This is a genomic window from Hyphomicrobium sp. 802, from assembly GCF_000526135.1.
GTDB lineage: Bacteria > Pseudomonadota > Alphaproteobacteria > Rhizobiales > Hyphomicrobiaceae > Hyphomicrobium_B.
In genome coordinates, this window is record NZ_JAFM01000001.1 from 460337 (window position 1) to 476483 (window position 16147).

14 protein-coding genes and 1 tRNA gene are annotated in these 16147 nt (G+C 60.3%); 8 read left to right on the forward strand and 7 right to left on the reverse strand.

Annotation, left to right across the window (positions count from 1 at the left end; genetic code table 11):
- Window positions 1-101 precede the first annotated feature (101 nt).
- The 4 genes from HYP802_RS0102335 (at window position 102) to HYP802_RS0102355 (ending at window position 4338) form a co-directional block, all read left to right on the forward strand.
- On the forward strand, window positions 102-1808 hold the full coding sequence (locus tag HYP802_RS0102335) for a hypothetical protein (RefSeq protein WP_013950416.1): 1707 nt from the start codon (window positions 102-104) through the stop codon (window positions 1806-1808).
- A gap of 19 nt (window positions 1809-1827) precedes the next feature.
- Window positions 1828-3576: a heme biosynthesis HemY N-terminal domain-containing protein gene (locus tag HYP802_RS0102340; protein WP_013950417.1), complete on the forward strand. Its 1749-nt coding sequence runs from the start codon at window positions 1828-1830 to the stop codon at window positions 3574-3576.
- Between the two features lie 153 nt (window positions 3577-3729).
- Window positions 3730-3805: transfer RNA gene (locus HYP802_RS0102345), tRNA-Thr, on the forward strand.
- Window positions 3806-4020: 215 nt separating this feature from the next.
- Complete coding sequence (locus HYP802_RS0102355; protein WP_013950418.1) at window positions 4021-4338, forward strand: PilZ domain-containing protein; 318 nt, start codon at window positions 4021-4023, stop codon at window positions 4336-4338.
- Window positions 4339-4355: 17 nt separating this feature from the next.
- Here the strand turns inward: HYP802_RS0102355 and HYP802_RS0102360 are convergent, their stop codons facing one another.
- On the reverse strand, window positions 4356-4616 hold the full coding sequence (locus HYP802_RS0102360; RefSeq protein ID WP_013950419.1) for a hypothetical protein: 261 nt from the start codon (window positions 4614-4616) through the stop codon (window positions 4356-4358).
- A 366-nt stretch (window positions 4617-4982) separates the two neighbouring features.
- Window positions 4983-5168: a hypothetical protein gene (locus tag HYP802_RS0102365; RefSeq protein WP_013950422.1), complete on the reverse strand. Its 186-nt coding sequence runs from the start codon at window positions 5166-5168 to the stop codon at window positions 4983-4985.
- A gap of 339 nt (window positions 5169-5507) precedes the next feature.
- Between HYP802_RS0102365 and HYP802_RS0102370 the strand changes: the two genes are divergently transcribed.
- Window positions 5508-6020, forward strand: a complete 513-nt coding sequence (locus HYP802_RS0102370; protein ID WP_155831104.1) for a hypothetical protein — start codon at window positions 5508-5510, stop codon at window positions 6018-6020.
- 127 nt (window positions 6021-6147) lie between these two features.
- The gene (locus HYP802_RS0102375) at window positions 6148-6522 is read left to right on the forward strand and encodes a hypothetical protein (protein ID WP_013950424.1); all 375 of its coding nucleotides are present in this window, start codon (window positions 6148-6150) and stop codon (window positions 6520-6522) included.
- Between the two features lie 78 nt (window positions 6523-6600).
- On the opposite strand, the gene HYP802_RS0102380 is transcribed toward HYP802_RS0102375, so the two are convergent.
- Window positions 6601-6870, reverse strand: coding sequence for a hypothetical protein (locus tag HYP802_RS0102380; protein ID WP_013950425.1), 270 nt, complete (start codon window positions 6868-6870; stop codon window positions 6601-6603).
- Window positions 6871-7106: 236 nt separating this feature from the next.
- Here HYP802_RS0102380 and HYP802_RS21995 point away from each other — a divergent pair, with 236 nt between their 5' ends.
- Entirely contained in the window at window positions 7107-7778 is a 672-nt protein-coding gene (locus HYP802_RS21995) for a YARHG domain-containing protein (RefSeq protein WP_197022706.1), read from the forward strand.
- A 9-nt stretch (window positions 7779-7787) separates the two neighbouring features.
- On the opposite strand, the gene HYP802_RS0102390 is transcribed toward HYP802_RS21995, so the two are convergent.
- The 3 genes from HYP802_RS0102390 to HYP802_RS0102400 all read right to left on the reverse strand — a co-directional run bounded on the left by HYP802_RS0102390 (window position 7788) and on the right by HYP802_RS0102400 (window position 12589).
- Entirely contained in the window at window positions 7788-8102 is a 315-nt protein-coding gene (locus HYP802_RS0102390; RefSeq protein ID WP_155831106.1) for a hypothetical protein, read from the reverse strand.
- An 85-nt stretch (window positions 8103-8187) separates the two neighbouring features.
- Window positions 8188-9405, reverse strand: a complete 1218-nt coding sequence (locus HYP802_RS0102395; RefSeq protein WP_013950428.1) for an efflux RND transporter periplasmic adaptor subunit — start codon at window positions 9403-9405, stop codon at window positions 8188-8190.
- On the reverse strand, window positions 9395-12589 hold the full coding sequence (locus HYP802_RS0102400) for an efflux RND transporter permease subunit (RefSeq protein WP_024275069.1): 3195 nt from the start codon (window positions 12587-12589) through the stop codon (window positions 9395-9397). Before HYP802_RS0102400 ends, HYP802_RS0102395 begins: the two co-directional genes overlap by 11 nt.
- Window positions 12590-12879: 290 nt before the next feature.
- On the opposite strand from HYP802_RS0102400, the gene HYP802_RS0102405 reads away from it, so the two are divergent.
- Window positions 12880-13803 (forward strand): LysR family transcriptional regulator, encoded by a 924-nt coding sequence (locus HYP802_RS0102405; RefSeq protein ID WP_024275070.1) that lies wholly within the window; start codon window positions 12880-12882, stop codon window positions 13801-13803.
- Between the two features lie 3 nt (window positions 13804-13806).
- Here HYP802_RS0102405 and HYP802_RS0102410 read toward each other — a convergent pair whose 3' ends face one another.
- Entirely contained in the window at window positions 13807-16143 is a 2337-nt protein-coding gene (locus tag HYP802_RS0102410) for an ABC transporter substrate-binding protein (protein WP_029670715.1), read from the reverse strand.
- Between the last annotated feature and the right edge of the window lie 4 nt (window positions 16144-16147).

Consider the following 16147-nt stretch of genomic DNA (forward strand, 5'->3'; position numbering starts at 1 on the left):
GGCAATTGAGCCCTCTCAATAGACAGATTTTTCCGGAACACCTGGATTCCGAACCGGGACCGGACGGCATATGCGAGTTTCGTAAGGAGGCTTAGGCTCCGATGGCAGATGAGAAATCGGGTGCAGGATCAAGCGGTGGAGCGGGGAAGAAGCCCTATGCGACGCTCGACCTGAAAGCGACCGAGGTGAAGGTGTCGCCGGGCAAATCGAGCGCTGCGGCTCAGAGCGCGGCGGGCAGCGAAGTTCCGCGTCCGGCTGCTGCTGGATCTTATGCTGAGGAGCCGAAGAAGAGCGACGCCAAGGCGACGTTCGGCGCCGGCAAATACGATAAGCCCAGCTACGATAAACCCGGCGCATCGGCTGCGTCGTCGGCGGCCTCTGCCGCCCGTACGGCTAAGTCCGAAGAACCGAGCGTCGTCGTGCAAAAACGCGGCGGCGTTTTCAGTCATCTGGCGGCGGGCATTGCCGGCGGCGCGCTGGCGTTCGCTGCCGTGCTGTGGGCCTTGCCTCAGCTTGAAATACAGAACGGCGCGGATGCAAAGATCGCCGATCTTTCGCAACGTCTCGCGACGATCGAGAAGAACGAAAGCGCAGCACCGCCGCCACCGGATCTCAGCGGAATTCAAGCGAAGATCGCAGGCCTCGAAAATGCGACACAGAAAATTCCGTCGCTGATCGAGGGGCAGACGCGCCTCGTCGCCGAGACGAAAGCGGCGCTGGCTTCGGCCGCCTCCGACGCTGGGCAGCCGCAACTTATAGAGCGCATCGGCAAGATCGAGGATCGGCTGAAGGCGATGGCGGATGCGGGCGTCAACGATCCCAATGCGACGCGTATCGAGCAAATCGCGGGGCTGACGGGCAAAGTGTCTGATCTCGAAACGAGCCTTGCGACGCAGCTGACCGCGCTGCGGACGAACGTGACGAAGGATGTCGAGAGCCGCATTCAATCGGCGACCGAAGCCGCCGAGACGGCACGCGCGGGCACGCAGCGTATCGACAAGGATGTCGCCGGTCTCAAGACCGACGGTGTGCGGATGGAAGAAGAGATCGCGGCGTTGAAGTCGACGACCGATCACGTCGCCGCCGATCTCAAAGTTACGCAGGATCAGCTCGGAAGTCTCAAGACGGCGCTCGATGGTTTGCGGACGGCTGCGGCGAAACCTGCCGACATTTCAGCCGCCGTGCAGCCGATCGACCAGAAGATCGCGGCGCTTGATAAAAGCATACAGGCTGTCGTCGAAGGCGATGCGGCGCGCAAGGAAAGCGCGCAGCGCGTTGTCCTCGCGCTTGAACTGCAGAACCTGCAGCGTGCGCTGGACAGCGGGCAGAGTTTCTCGGCTCAGCTTGCCGACGTGAAGAAGGTTGCGGGGCCGAAGTTCGATCTGTCGGCGTTGGAGAAGCTTCAGGACACGGGTGTGCCGACGTTGCCCGAACTCGCCAAGGAATTCCGCACGGCGGCAGACCGTGCAATCGACGCCGATTCCGAGCCGCAGGACGCGAGCGTCGTCGATCGGCTTTGGGCCGGTGCGAAATCGGTCGTGCGCGTTCGCCGGATCGATCTCAAATCCGATGACAAGAGCACGGAAGCCGTCGTCGGGCGCATGCAGGTTGCGCTGGCAGATGGTCGTCTCGGAGAGGTTATGGACCAGGGCAAGGAATTGTCACCGAAGGCGCAGGATGCGATGCGCCCCTTCCTCGACAAGGTTGCGGCGCGGGTCAGCGTCGAGACCGCGCTTCAGAACCTCAATTCACAGCTGAAGTCTTCCATTGCGGGCGTCTCCCAGCAATCGGCACAGCCGTCGCCATAATCGATAAAGGGTCTGCGTCATGGTGCGCCTCGTCGTTTATCTGCTCACGATCGCCCTCATCGCCTCCGGTCTCGCCTGGCTCGCCGACAGGCCTGGCACGTTGCAAATCGTCTGGCAGGGCTACGACATCGAAACCTCGGTGTTTCGTGCCGTCGTCATCCTGGCGGCGCTGGTCGCTTCGCTGATCTTTCTGTGGTCGGTATTCAAGGCACTGTGGAATAGCCCGGCGATAATTGGCAGCCGGCTGGTGCGGCACCGCGAGCGCAAAGGGCTCGATGCGCTTTCCGGCGGCATGATCGCCATCGGTGCGGGCGACAGTTCGCTTGCGGCGCGCTATGCGCTGCAGGCACGCAAGAGTCTGCCGCATGAACCGCTTACGCAACTGTTGCGCGCGCAATCGGCGGAGCTTTCCGGCGACCGCGCGTCGGCGCGGCGCATTTATGAGGCGATGTTGGCGTCTCCCGAGACCGAACAGCTGGGGCTTCGCGGGCTGTTCCTCGAAGCGCAGCGGGAAGGCGCGGGCGAAGCTGCGCGGCAGTTTGCAGCGCGGGCGCTCAAGGCCAATCCGAAACTCGGTTGGTCGTCGACGGCGCTCTTTGAGCAGCAGTGCAAGCAGAAGGACTGGACGGCGGGGCTGGCGACGCTCGAACATGCGCGCAAGAGCGGTCACATTCCAAAAGCCGCTGCCGATCGCAAGCGCGCCGTGCTGTTGACGGCAAAGGCGATCCCAGCCGAGGACGATACGCCCGACAAGGCGCTCGCCTGGGCGCTGGAAGCGCACGCCTTGGCGCCGGATCTCGTGCCGGCTGCCGTCGTTGCGGGTCGCATTCTGGCATCGCGCGGCAACACCTCGAAGGCGGCAAAGATCATCCAGAAGACCTGGACGAAGGCGCCGCATCCCGATCTCGCGACGGTTTACGCGCATGCGCGTGTCGGCGATAGCACGCGGGACCGTCTCGACCGCGTCCGCCAGCTCGCGGCTCTCAATCCGCATTCGATCGAAAGCCCGATCGCGGTGGCGACGACCGCGGCTGAGGCCCGACTGTACGAGGAAGCCCGCCGGGCACTGGAGCCGCTGCTCGCCGATCGCTTGACGCAACGCGTTGCGCTGTTAATGGCGCGGATCGAAGCAGGCGAGAACGGCGAGAAGGGCCGGGTGCGCGAATGGCTGGCGCGGGCGATGAACGCTGCGCGCGATCCGGTGTGGATGGCCGACGGCGTCATCTCCGATCACTGGGAACCGATCTCGCCGCTCGATGGCCGTCTCGATGCCTTCCAATGGCGCGTGCCGGTTGAAACAAGCGATAGTGCTGGCGGTGAAATTCTGGCGACCAAGATCGACGAGTTGATCGCGATTGCCCCGGCGACGACGGAAATCAAGGCTGAAGCGCCAGCGGCTCCGGATCGCAAGGCCGAAGCTGCAACGCCCGTCCCTGCCGAAAGCCGGCCAGTGACAGCGACGGCGGCTGCCGAGCCTGAGGTCGTGACCGCCGAGCCAGTCACCGTTCCGGTGACGCCGAATTCCGGCAGCGCTCCAAAGGCATCGGCAGCGAGTGCCGCCAATGGGGCCGCGCATCCAGCGGCGGTGGCACGCGACGATGAGGTTGCAACGACGGTCAAGACGTCGCCGCAGGAGCGCTCGCCGTCCGGGCGGGGGGATTCGGCCGTCTTCATCACGCCGCGCGCGCCGGACGATCCGGGCACAGAGCCGCCGGAGCCGGAGCTTGAGCAGCCTGTCGCACGCCGGACTTTCCGGTCGGTCAACTAAAGCGCTGATCGGGTTGAAGGTCTTGGCTCGCGCCGGGTTTGCGCGGGCCTCTGCGGCAGGAATGACTTTTGACGCCACGACCCTTGCAATTCCCGGCCGCCCAGAGTATCCCTCGCGCCTTCTCGGGGGGAACGCCCCTCCGCCGGAACAAAAGCCGCTTTAGCTCAGCCGGTAGAGCACGTCATTCGTAATGACGGGGTCGTGTGTTCGAGTCACACAAGCGGCACCATGTTTCTTCCCAACGCAACCGACTAGCCGATGCCGCGCGTGCGGTTGCACGCCGCTTTTTGTTGCTGGCTGCTTGGTCAACGGAGCTTCGCTGACCGGCGCGCGATTGTCGGCGTCGAACGCGTTTTGATGCAGGGTGCGGCCGAGTTTGCAAAGGCCGCAATTGCATGGGTGGAAGTAACCCGCTGTTAGATTTTGCAGCCTCAGGGTCCGCGCATGGGAAAAGAGCGCAGACAATCCGAGCGACAGGCCGTCAGCCATCCGGCGCGGATTGAGCTTGAGGACGGGAATATCTTTTCGGCGCGGATCGCGAATGTCTCACAAGGCGGTGCGCTGCTGATCTTTCCGGACGGCGATGCGCTGCCGAATATTTTTCATGTCGTTGACATGTCGTCCGATGCGCGGCGTGAGGTGCGCAAAGCCTGGACCGCGCCCAATCGGGTGGGGGTTGAATACATCGACGGACAATCGACGCGTTTCGGTCATCCCGTGCGGCCACAGGCGACGTTTGGAAAACGCGCTCGAAAAGACTGACTGGGCGTTGGGGGCTGTCAGACTGCAGGGGAGGGCAGTTTCATTGGCTCGTATTTTTGCCTGAACATTTCATCGCTCATGGGCCTGAACGCACCAGCCGAATCCTTGATCAACCAGTCGCCCGTACGAATTTCCCGCTGACCTTCCGGAGTCATGACGAACGCGCGGGTGTCTCGTTGCACGATGATGTTCTGGGCCAAGTTCAAGTGGTGAAAATCGGCGTTCGGCGACCAGCGTAATGCCTCGACAAACGCAATGCGGGTTTGAAATTTCTGCACGAAACCACGTCGTTATTTGGCCAGCGAACAGTTTGCACACTGCCATTCGCTTCGACGTCGGTCAGCATACGTTTTAGTATGATTGCGTATAGAAAATAAACTGAAGCCAACACCTTTGGAGCGGTGAGTGTTGGAATGAACGCGTGAGTGAAAAACAGGAAGGCCCCGCCATGTGACTGGCAGGGCCTACAGGATTCGCACCGCCCTCGCGCCCACCGGTTTCGGTCCCGCTCGTCCGACCTGATTGGCAGCGATGCACTTCCCGCTGAGATCAGCAGCGATAGCTAATGCTGCTGTCATGAACAATTCACAAAGCGTGTCACAGCGCGTAACAAAAACGCCTTCGCGTTGTTTTCGCTGCGCGGTCTAGTAGTCGTCTTCTTCTTCGACGCGATAGCCGTAAGGCAAGTGGCCGCAATATTCCTCGGCGGCCTTCTGGGCATCTTCCCACGTCTCGTAGGAACTGCCGATGGTTTCAGTGCCGCCGCCAAAGCAGCCCTCGGCATCGTTTCGGCAATGATCACACCAAACAACGACTTTAAATTTCGCCATGTTGGCTTCTCCCCATGAGAAAAGCCCTCAAGCGTTGCTCCCGTTTGCGCACATCCCAATGTGCTGAATCGCGGGGAAAGGCGGTGCGCAATGCCGCCTGTTTTTCTTGTGCGGTTTCCTCGCGTTACGCGCCAACCACAGACTCGGATTGAGGCTAGCATTGGGCGCGGAAAGTAAACGTGACTGCAGCGTAACACTTCGCACAAAAAAATGCTCGTGGCGGCTTCGGGGCGCCGATTCAGCGCGCATAAAGTCACATTGGCTATTCAAGAACTCGGTCTGCCACATTCTCTTTGCTACGGTCCGAGCACCAATCGTTATCTGGGGGAGCCAAACGCCGTGAATGTGCGACTGATCTCATTTCTGTTGGCCATGGGTCTGGCCGTCGCCGCCTCGGAGGCAAATGCCGAGTGCACGATGAACGAGATTGAAAAGCCGAACACCCGCATCGGCGTCTGCCGTCAGCAGCCGGGCATAGCCACCGGCTTCGGCTGCACGTCGTTGCTGATGAAAGAGCAGGTCGCTGACCAGTTCCAGCAGATCGCGCTGGCGCGGCGCTGCGGGTTCAATGCCGAGGCCGATAAGCTCGAAAAATTCTACAGCCAGACGACGCCTTACGTCATCAGCCTCTACGAGTGCGTCGACACCACGGTGGACCGCGTCGACGTTGAGACGAAAGCCAAAGCGGAGGTCGACAAAAATCTGGCGAGCCTGCCGGCGGGATGTCCGGCCGACCTCAAGGATAAAATGTCGAAGCGGCTGCCAAAGCTCATCGAGATCGACGAACAAGCGCTGGCTCAGATGCAGGCGCTTGCAACAAAAATCAATCTGACGCCGAAGCTGCCGAAATAACGGGCTAGAGCCGCGGCTCCGGCAAATCTTTGATAACCCTAACTTCGCCCGGTATGCTCGAATTTAAGATTTGTCTCTTAGTGTGACCCTGCCCGCGAGGGCAGGGAATGCATTTGGGAGACGTCCCATGTCGGGTTTGAAGGTCGTTGTCGGCGCTCTGGCCGCAGCATTGAGTTTCGTTGCTCTCTCGTCAGAGGCTGATGCAACATTTTATCGTGGCTGCGGCTACGACCCCTACGGCTATCATCCGCCGAGCTGGCGTGGATGTCCGAAGGCGGTCCGGCGTGCGGCCCGCCGCGCCTATCGCCAAGGCTGGGGTTTTTATCCGGCTTACGGGTTCTATCCGGCAGGCAGCTATTATGCGCTGCCGCCGCCGGCCTATCCTGTCTATGCGGTGCCCCCGCCCATTTATCCGGCTTACCCGGCATATCCGTCGTCATACTGCTATTACGACAACGGTTACGACATGCGCCCGCGTACAGTTTGCACTCCGGCGTGGTAAGCGGCGGCTGCCGATTACGCGTCACCTGAAACGATTAAGGGGCCGATCCATTTCGGCCCCTTGTGTCTTTTTACCGTCTTAGCGGATCCAACCCCACGCCCGCGGTCCACGACAGAAGTCGCGGTGGTGTAGGTAATAGCAGCGGCGTCCGTCGAAATAGTCGTCGCGGGCGAATGGGTCGCCGGCATACGTCCAGAAGCCGAAGCGGTAGCCGTGGGGCGGACCGGCGCGATGGTAGCCGAGCCGGAAGTATCCGTCATGGCGATGATGCCAGTGGTGTGCCTCGGCGGCGGGCGCCAGGGCCGTGAGTCCCAAGGCGATGCCTGCGACGCCTACAAACTTCAACATTTGCAGCCTCTCGATTTGTTGCCTGCCGTTCAGTCGCGCGTCTGCCGCGGGAACGCAATCGGGAACTGCCGCTTTGGCAAATTCCGTATCGGTGAACGCGAACGTTTTTAATCACATCGTGAAATTTCCCTGACAAACAGGAGGCGGTGTCCTTTTTTGAGTCACGAGCAGAGGCGTTTTTCCGAGGTCCTGAGATGCGCTGTATCCTTGCCGGGCCAGGAGCGTTCGCCACGGCGATGGCCGTTTCGCTTACGGCGTTCGCATGGATCGGCGCCGCGAAAGCCGCGGACGTCTGCGAGGCGCTCTGGCGGGCGCGCAATGCCATTTTCGCCAACAAGGGCTATTGCTTCGAAAGTCCCGAAGGACAAGCTGCGTTTGGAAAGGGTTGCTTTCCGCCCTACGGCAAGCTTACGCGCGCGGAAGAAGCCGATGTTCAACGGATCAAGGATGTCGAGGCGCATCAGCGGTGCGCCGCAACGCCGTCCGGGATCATGGGCGCAGCCATGGCACCCCCGCCCGGCGGTGTCCGAGTCGTTCCGAAATACGTCGTCCAACTGACTCTATCGCGAGCGGCCCAAAACAAACTCGCGCAATCCGGCGAAACGGTGCGGGTTGCAGCCTTCTACTATGGCAGTGCGATGAAACATTCCGCTGATGACGACGGCGAAATCGCGCTCGCGAACGAAGCTGTCGATTTGCCCAGCGGAACGACGGCGGTCAATCTCGGCGGGATTTCTATTGCCGAAGCAGACGTTCGCAAGACCTCCGAAGGCCAGCCGATGCTGTTGATCAACGTCTACACGAGCCGCAAGGTCTTTCCCGACAACCTGCTCGATTGCGGCATCTATCAAGGTGCTGCGGCCCAAGCAGGACAGATCGAGATCAGCTGCAAGCTGATCGGCGAATAGGAACCGGAGCTATTGCAGCCCCGGTGCCGTTGGATTGTGGGGCGGTGTCGTCGCCTCCGGGCCGCTGCCTTTTTCACCCGTGCTGCTGCCCGAGCCCGAATTAGCCGGTAAACTGATCTCCGGCGGGGGCTGTTTGTTGATCGGCACGTCGGGAGAGGTAGGCGATACGACGGCGTTATTTTCGCTGCCGGGGCCGACTTTGCCGGGCTCGATCGTTTTTGCGGCGTTCGGTGCGCTATTGCTGGCTGCATCTGCGAAGGCCGGCAGCGAACTTCCGAGCGCGGCCGCGGCGATCGCGGCGGCCATGAGAAGTTTCGTGCTCATGAATATATTTTCCTTCCGCTGTTCCATGAGCATCCAACGCATGGCGCAACGAAGGTGTTCCCGAGGATCGCCGGAGCTTTAAGCGTCAGCCTTTTTTGTTCGATGGCGCGGATGTGTTCGACGTCGAGGGGGCGTTCGCCGGATTGGGCTTTTCCTTGACGTTGACTTTATCGCCGTCGTCGATGCCGTCCGGCGGACTTTCGATCACACGGTCTTCAGGCGCGAGGCCGGACGCAATCTCGACGGTGGCGCCGCGGTCGCGGCCAATGGTGATGGACTTCAGGTTCACCTTGTCGTCGGTTCCGACTGTTGCGACGCGCAGACCCTCCTTGTCGAAGATGATGGCGCTTGATGGAACGACCAGGACGTTGTGCTTGCTGCCGACCTTCAGGCGGACGTTGGCGTAGGCGCCAGGCATCAATTCTCCCGCCGCGTTATCGACGATGAGCTGCATGCGGGTCGTGCCGGAAGCCGCATCGACGGCGCCGGACGAGGCTTCGACCTTGGCCTCGTATGTTTTGCCTGGACGCTCGGGCACGGTCAGGATGCCGACGGTCCCGGTCGGGATCATCGGGACATAAGCCTGGGGTACGTTGACGTAGAGACGCAGCTTGTGGACGTCGGCGACGACGAACATCTCTGAGCCCGTCGCGCTGCCGGTGTTGATGAGGTTGCCGACATCAGTGTTGCGCACCGTTACGATGCCATCGAAGGGCGCGACGATGCGCTTATATTCCGTCAGCGCCTTGAGCCGATCGACGTTTGCCTGCTCCGACTTCACGAGCGCGTTCTTGGCATCGAGGTCGGCTTTCTTTTCGTCCGCCGCCTGATGGGTAACGTAGTTGCTCGGCAGAAGCGCCTGGTAACGCGCGTTCGTGACTTTGGCGAGCGCGGCGTTGGCCTTGGCGTTGACCAGATCGGATTCGGCCTGCGAGAGCTGTTGATCGAGATCGGGAGCATCGATCGTCGCAAGGACGTCGCCAGTCTTCACGCGCGTGCCGATATCGGCATTGCGGCTGGCGACGTAGCCGTTGACGCGTGCGAAAAGGGCCGCCTGGTAATAGGCGTCGAGACGGCCTGGAAGATCGAGGACGCCGATGCTCTGCTCGACCGCGGGCGCGGCGGCGGCGACGGTAGGCACGGCACGTTCGGCGGCCTTAGTCTTCAACTGCGCGACGCTTTGCTCGCGGCTCTCAATTCCCATGAAGGCGAGAAACGCCGCGCCCCCGATGAAGATGACCGCCGCCAAGGGCATCTTCCAGCGTGAGCGCTGGCGCGGCTCCGCGGGCGTTTCAGGCAGCATGGAATTCTCCAGGGATGGCGCCGCCTTGCGGCGATGACGCGTTTGACGTCCGGCGTTTGTGCATCAGGCTAAATATGATCGGTACGATGAAGAGGGTCGCGGCCGTCGCAAAGATGAGGCCGCCAATGACGGCACGGCCGAGCGGCGCATTCTGTTCGCCGCCTTCGCCCAGTCCGAGCGCCATCGGCGCCATGCCGATGACCATCGCGAGTGCTGTCATCAAGACAGGGCGGATACGGACAAAGCCGGATTCGAGAGCGGCGAGGATCGGGTCGCCGTGGTCGGCCAACCGTTCGCGGGCGAAGCTCACGACGAGCACGGCGTTCGCGGTCGCGACGCCCATACACATGATCGCGCCGGTGAGGGCAGGCACCGAGAGTGTCGTTCCAGTGAGGAACAACATCCAGATGATGCCGACCAGAGCAGCGGGAAGCGCCATAATGATCACCAGCGGGTCGCCCCACGATTGGAAGTTGACCACGATCAACAGGTATATAAGCACGATGGCGCCCAGTAGGCCGAACAACATTCCGGCATAGGCGCTATTCATCGTCTTAACTTGGCCCAGCATGACCGCGCTTGCGCCCTTGGGCAGCTCGCTCTTGGTGGCGTCGAGAACTTTCTGGATGTCGCTCGCGACGGCTCCCAGGTCACGGCCCTCCGTTGTCGTTAAAATCTGAACCATGGGCTGGATGTCGTACTGCGATACGACCGCATTCATGACAGAGCGTTTGAAATTTGCCACGGCGCCCAGGATCTGGGGCGCGGCGTTGTCATTTGATGAGGTGATCGGCAGATTTTGCAGCGACGTCAGCGTATCAAGCTTGTACTGCGGGGTCTGAATGACGATCGGATACTGGACGCCATTTTTCGGGTTGAGCCAGTAGGCGGGATTTTCCTGTCCCGTTCCGGCAAGGCTCGCGCCGAGGCTCTCAGTCACGTCGCGCTCGGTCACACCGACATATTGCGCGCGGGAGCGATCGACGTCGATGTCGAAGCCCGGATTGCGGCGCGACTGCTGAATTCGGGCGTCGGCGACGCCCGGGATCATCTTAATTTGCCTTAAGATTTTCTGCGCATAGTCAAACGCGCCGTCGAGATCCTTGCCTCGGATCTGAAGATCGATCGGCGTGGGCGCACCGAAGTTCAGAATTTGGCTGACGATGTCGGCGGGCAGGAACGAAAACGTGGCGCCGGGAAACTCTTTCGGCAGCTCGCTGCGGAGCTGTTTCACGTATTCGGCCGTCGGCCCGTGGCCCTCCTTCAGCGCGATCTGGATGTCACCGTCCTGAGCGCCGATCATGCCGGTGTTGTTATAGGTCGTATTGATGCCGCTGATGGGCATGCCGATGTTGTCGACCATCACCTGGATCTGATCGGGGGGGATGATGTCGCGAATGGCGTCCTGGATTTTTGCGAATTCATGGGCGCTTTCCTCGACACGCGTTCCGATCGGGAGGCGCACATGCATCAGGATCTGGCCGGCATCGACCGCCGGGAAGAAATTCCTGCCCAAATACGGGGCCAGCAAGAATGACGACCCAATGAAGCCGAACGAAACGATCAGAACGATCACGCGATGTGCGAGCGCGCCCTCCAAAAGGCCGTGATAGGCCCCGCGGAATTTCTCGAAGCCATGTTCGAAGCCGCGCTGAATGAGGACGAAGGGATTGCGCGTCGGCCTTTCGTGCGCGTTGTGATCATGCGGTTTGAGGAGGTACTTGGCCATCGTCGGCACAAGTGTTCGCGATAGAATGAAAGACGAGACCATCGCGAACATGACCGCTTCGGCCATCGGGACGAACAGGAATCGCGCGATGCCTTCGAGGAAGAACATCGGAACGAAGACGATACAGATACAAAGCATCGACACGAAAGCGGGTGTAGCGATCTGATCGGCACCGTCGAGAATGGCCGTTTCGACGTCTTTTCCCTGTTCCAGATGATAGTTGATGTTTTCGATCGTCACGGTCGCTTCGTCGACCAGAATGCCGACGGCGAGTGCGAGGCCGCCGAGCGTCATGATGTTCAACGTTTCGCCAAGCGCGGACAGCATCGCGATGGACGAAAGGACAGCGAGCGGAATGGACGTTGCGATGATGATCGTGGAGCGGATACTGCCGAGAAACAGCAGGATCATGATGCTCGTCAAAACGGCGGCAAGAACACCTTCGTGAATAACGTTTGTGACGGCGCCGCGTACGAACACCGATTGATCGCCAAGGTAGGAAAAGGTCAGCGCGTCTGGCAGGCCCGGCTTGATCTCATTCACCTTGTCCTTGATGCCTTGGATAATATCGAGCGTGGAAATCGCGCCGTTCTTCAAAACGGTCAGCAACACTGAGCGATTGCCGTCGACGTGCACGATATTTTGTTGCGGTGGGTTGCCGTCGCGAATGTGGGCGACGTCACGGATGTAGACCATGGCGCCGTTGACGGTTTTGATCGGCAGGTCACCCAGATCTTTGAGTGCGGATGGCGCGTTATTGAGCTGCATCACGTATTCGGTCGCGCCGATTTTCTGCGTGCCGGCCGGATTGATCAGGTTTTGCGCCGCCAGAGCGGCTTGCACGTCTTGCGCCGATAGGCCCTTCGCATGCAGCAGTGCGTTATCGAGGTCGATTTGAATCTGGCGCGTCTTGCCGCCATAGGGAAACGGGATGGCGGCGCCCGGCACCGTCACCAGACGGATGCGGACCTGGTTCATGCCGAGATCGAAAAGGCGCTGCTCGGTCAGGCCGTCGCCGCCAAGCGCAAGCTGCACGATCGGCACTGTCGAAGCGCTGTAGTTCAGGATGAGCGGCGGGTTGGTGCCCGGCGGCATCTGGCGCAGCATCGTCTGCGAGATCGCCGTCACCTGCGCATTGGCGACGCTGATATCGACCGATGGGTGAAAGAAGATTTTGACGACGCCGATGCCGTTATAGGAATTCGCCTCGATGTGATCGATGTCGTTGACGGTCGTCGTGAGCGCGCGCTGGAAGGGCGTCACCATGCGTCCGGACAACTGATCCGGCGGCAGACCCGTATACTGCCACACCGTGGCAATGACCGGGATGCGAATATCCGGAAAGATGTCGATCGGCGTGCGGAGCGCGGCCAACCCGCCCGTCAGAAGAATGAGCAGTGCGAGCACCACGAACGTGTACGGCAACCGCAACGCGATTCGTACGAGTGCAGCCATAGTTCCGAATTCTCCACATCGCTGGCTCTGACCGGTAGAGCCCAGCTGTCGCCCCGGCCTTTAACTGTCGGACCGGACGGCTTCCGTCTGTAAGATCGTAAAATCTGCTCGCGACGAAACCGCACGTCACGCGGTTGGATCGCTTTCTTCGGGACGCCACTCCACTCCCCCACGGCGACGCCCGATCAAACGCCGAGTTTAAGATTTGGGGGATTGCCAGCCATCTGTCCAATAGTATGTTGGGATGCTATTATTTCTTAATAGCGATTAATCTTGGATGGTGCTGAACCATGGACCTTAGACAGCTCGAACATTTCGTGGCGGCCGCGGACGAACAGCATTTTACGCGCGCCGCACGCAAAGTGAACATTGTTCAGTCTGGTCTGTCTGCGTCGATCCGCGCGCTGGAACAGGAGATGGGAGCGCCGCTGTTCGTGCGGACCACCCGCAAGGTCGAGCTGACCGTCGCGGGGCGCGTGCTTTACGAGAAGGCGCAGGAGATCATTGCCGGGATCAAGGAGGCGCGGCGGGCCGTTGCTGCGATCAATGGCCTGGAGCGGGGGACGCTCAGCGTCGGGACGTGCGGCAGTCTTCATGCCTTCTTCGATCTGCCGCAGCTCCTCGGCGAATTTCATGCCCTGCATCCGAGCGTCGAAATCAAGCTTTGCCACGGCACGGCGACCAAGCTGATGGAGTCGGTCAAGGACGGCAGCGTCGATATCGGGTTTTTTCCGCTCTACGAGAAGAGTCGCGAGATCGTCACCATTCCGATTGCGTCGGATCATCTGGTTGTTGTTCACCCGATGGGGCACCCGATCGCGGGGGCTGAGAACGTGCCGCTCGAAAGTCTGGCGGAGGAAACATTCGTCGATTTTCAGCCGGACAAGGGGACGCGCAAGATCGTTGATCGGGCGTTTGCGAGTACCAACGTTTCACGCAGATCGGTGCTTGAAGTCGGTGACATCCAGGTGCTGCTCGATCTTGTCGCTTATGGTTTTGGGATCGCCTTGGTTCCCAAGACATTTGCTTGTGCGCGCATCGCGGCGGCGAAGTCGCCGAAGCTTGGCGTCGCGACTTTGAAAAAGCCCCATATCGCCTGGGATCTCGTCGCGGCATGCAGCGGACGGGCAGGGGCTGCGCAGACGCGCAACCCAGCCGTCGCCGCTTTTACGAAGCTCGTCGAAAAAATTCGCTCAGACGCCATCGCGGCCTAAGCATCAGGCGATGCTCGCCTGATACACATAGTAGGCCATGGCTGCCGTCATCACCGGGATAAGGGTGATGTGCAGGAATGCTAAGCCTTTCTTGAGCCAGCCGATTGGTTCGATGCGTCTGTTCACCCGCGCGATGGTGATGGCGATGATGACGCTTAACACGAGGTACGTGAATAGGAACAAACGGTCGGAGAGGGTTTCGATATTGGCGTCGAGCTTCGGCAACGCCAGATAAAGCGCGACGGCCGAGAGAAGTGCTGTCACCTGGATCGTCACGATCGCCTCGAAGTGATGCGTCGAAATGAAGATCGACAGATAGGCGATGAACAGAATGAAGCCCAACGGAACGACGACGCGGAGAACATAGTCGGTCGTTTGCCGTTTCATCAGCCAGACGAAGCTCGCCTTGTAGAATGGGACGACGCTTGGTTCCAGCGTTTGAGCATCGACGGTGCGGACAAAATCCTCGTCATAGCCGACGTACTTATCTTTCGGGTCCCAGCCGTCGACGGTGACTGACTTGTCGCGCAGGCTCGTCGGCGGCGGCTGGACGATGAACGCGGCATTGCCGTGCTTGGGCTGAATGTCGATTGAAAAGCGCTGGGTGTCGAACGGGTAGTTCCGCAAATTCGGTGAGTAGAGGAACTTGCCCGTCACCTGATAGATTTTCATGTGGTCCGGGTAGGCGTCGCTCTTCCCGCCGTCATGAATGGGCTGAATTGTGATCTCACGATTGTTCGAGCCCGGATCGAGATAGGCGTTCGAAAATTCGATCTGGTCGATCGAAGCGCCGTTGCGGTCATTCATCGAAATATAGAAATCGGCGAGGAACGTCTGATTGTTGTCGTCGATCTGGTCGGCGTGAATAAGGTCGATGTCGGCGTACAGCGTATCTATCCGCTTCATCGTGTTGGTCCGCAGACGCAGAAACTGGAACGGGGCCAGTTGGGCATGCCCGAGACCGCGTGGCAACATGACGATCAGAGGCGCCCGCGCTGCAGCCCGCGATGCCGGCCTAAACGACCAGTTGCCAAACCTGCCTTTGAAAACGCCCTTACCGGCAGCATACGTCGTGCCGATTTCATTGACGATGAATTCGCGGAGATCGGAGACGTTGGCTGCCGCAGGCGCTGAGCGCGCAGCCTCGGCGATGAGCCGGATCATGTCGGCGTAGCGCATCGCCGTTTGCAGGGCGCGTATGTTGTCATCTTCAAGCGGATTAGGCGGGAGGTCGTCGTCGCGAACTTTACAGGTGCCGTCCTTCCAACCGGGTGCAGCGTCGTTCTTTGCGCCTTCGAAGACCCAATACTCCGGATGGATCGACGTCAACAGCAGGTCGCGGAGGCGTTCACTGTAGACGTCGGGAAATCCATCGAACGCCATCAAATAGATGTCGTTGGGATAGCTGCCGTTGCCTTTGGCTGTCAGCATTTCGGCGCGTCCGGTGACGAAGAGGGGCGGCGTGTAACCGGCGGCCTTGAGTTGGCTGAAAACATCTTTCAGGCGTTTGCCGCCGACCGAAAGGAAAACCAGCTCCGGCGATTTGGCCTTCAGCTCTTCGACGGTTGCGGCGATATCGGCTGGGTTGAGCTTGTCATCGGTGAGCTTGAGGCGGCGATCTGAAACGACAGCATCATCGCCAAGAAACTTCTTCACCGAATCTCCGAGGTTCGCACTGAAGACGTTCCCGTCGAGGCCCACGAACGCGACCTTCGTGTATTTCATTTCCTTGATGAATGCAGTGATGATCGGCATCCGCTCTTCGTCTTCCGACGGACGCGTCGTGAAGACGGAAGGGTAGTTGGCGATGAGGCTTGTGACCGAGATGTCCGACAAAAACGGAATGCCGCTGGCGCTCAGAGCCTTTCCGTCGGCGTCGAGCGCTGCCTTGGCGCGCGTTGCGTTCGTCATGCCAACCATGCCGACGGTTTGAGGATCAGAGATGGCTTCGGCAAGATTTGCGGTGGCGCGCTGCGTGTCGCCTTTGTCATCGTAAAGGGAGACGATGAGCTTTCGTCCGGCGATGCCCCCGGTACGGTTGATATAGTTCTGCGCGAGCGTTGCTATGCGTTTGATCGCGGTGACGATGCCGCTGCTGTAGCAATCGTCAGTGTTTGATGAAAAGAAAATCGGCACGGCAACCGGCGGCCGCTGGGCGGCGTCGGCGTCATCGATGGCTTGCACTGCTGCCGGCGCGGTGCTGGGACCGACGCACAGAACAAGCAATAGCGCGATGATGCCAGCCAGGCGCTGCAGTGGCCGCTGTCCCAATGCGCGCACGTAAAGTCCCAACCCCGCAAATGTCACGTCGCCCACCCCGATTTTATAAGATCGGAACATCCGG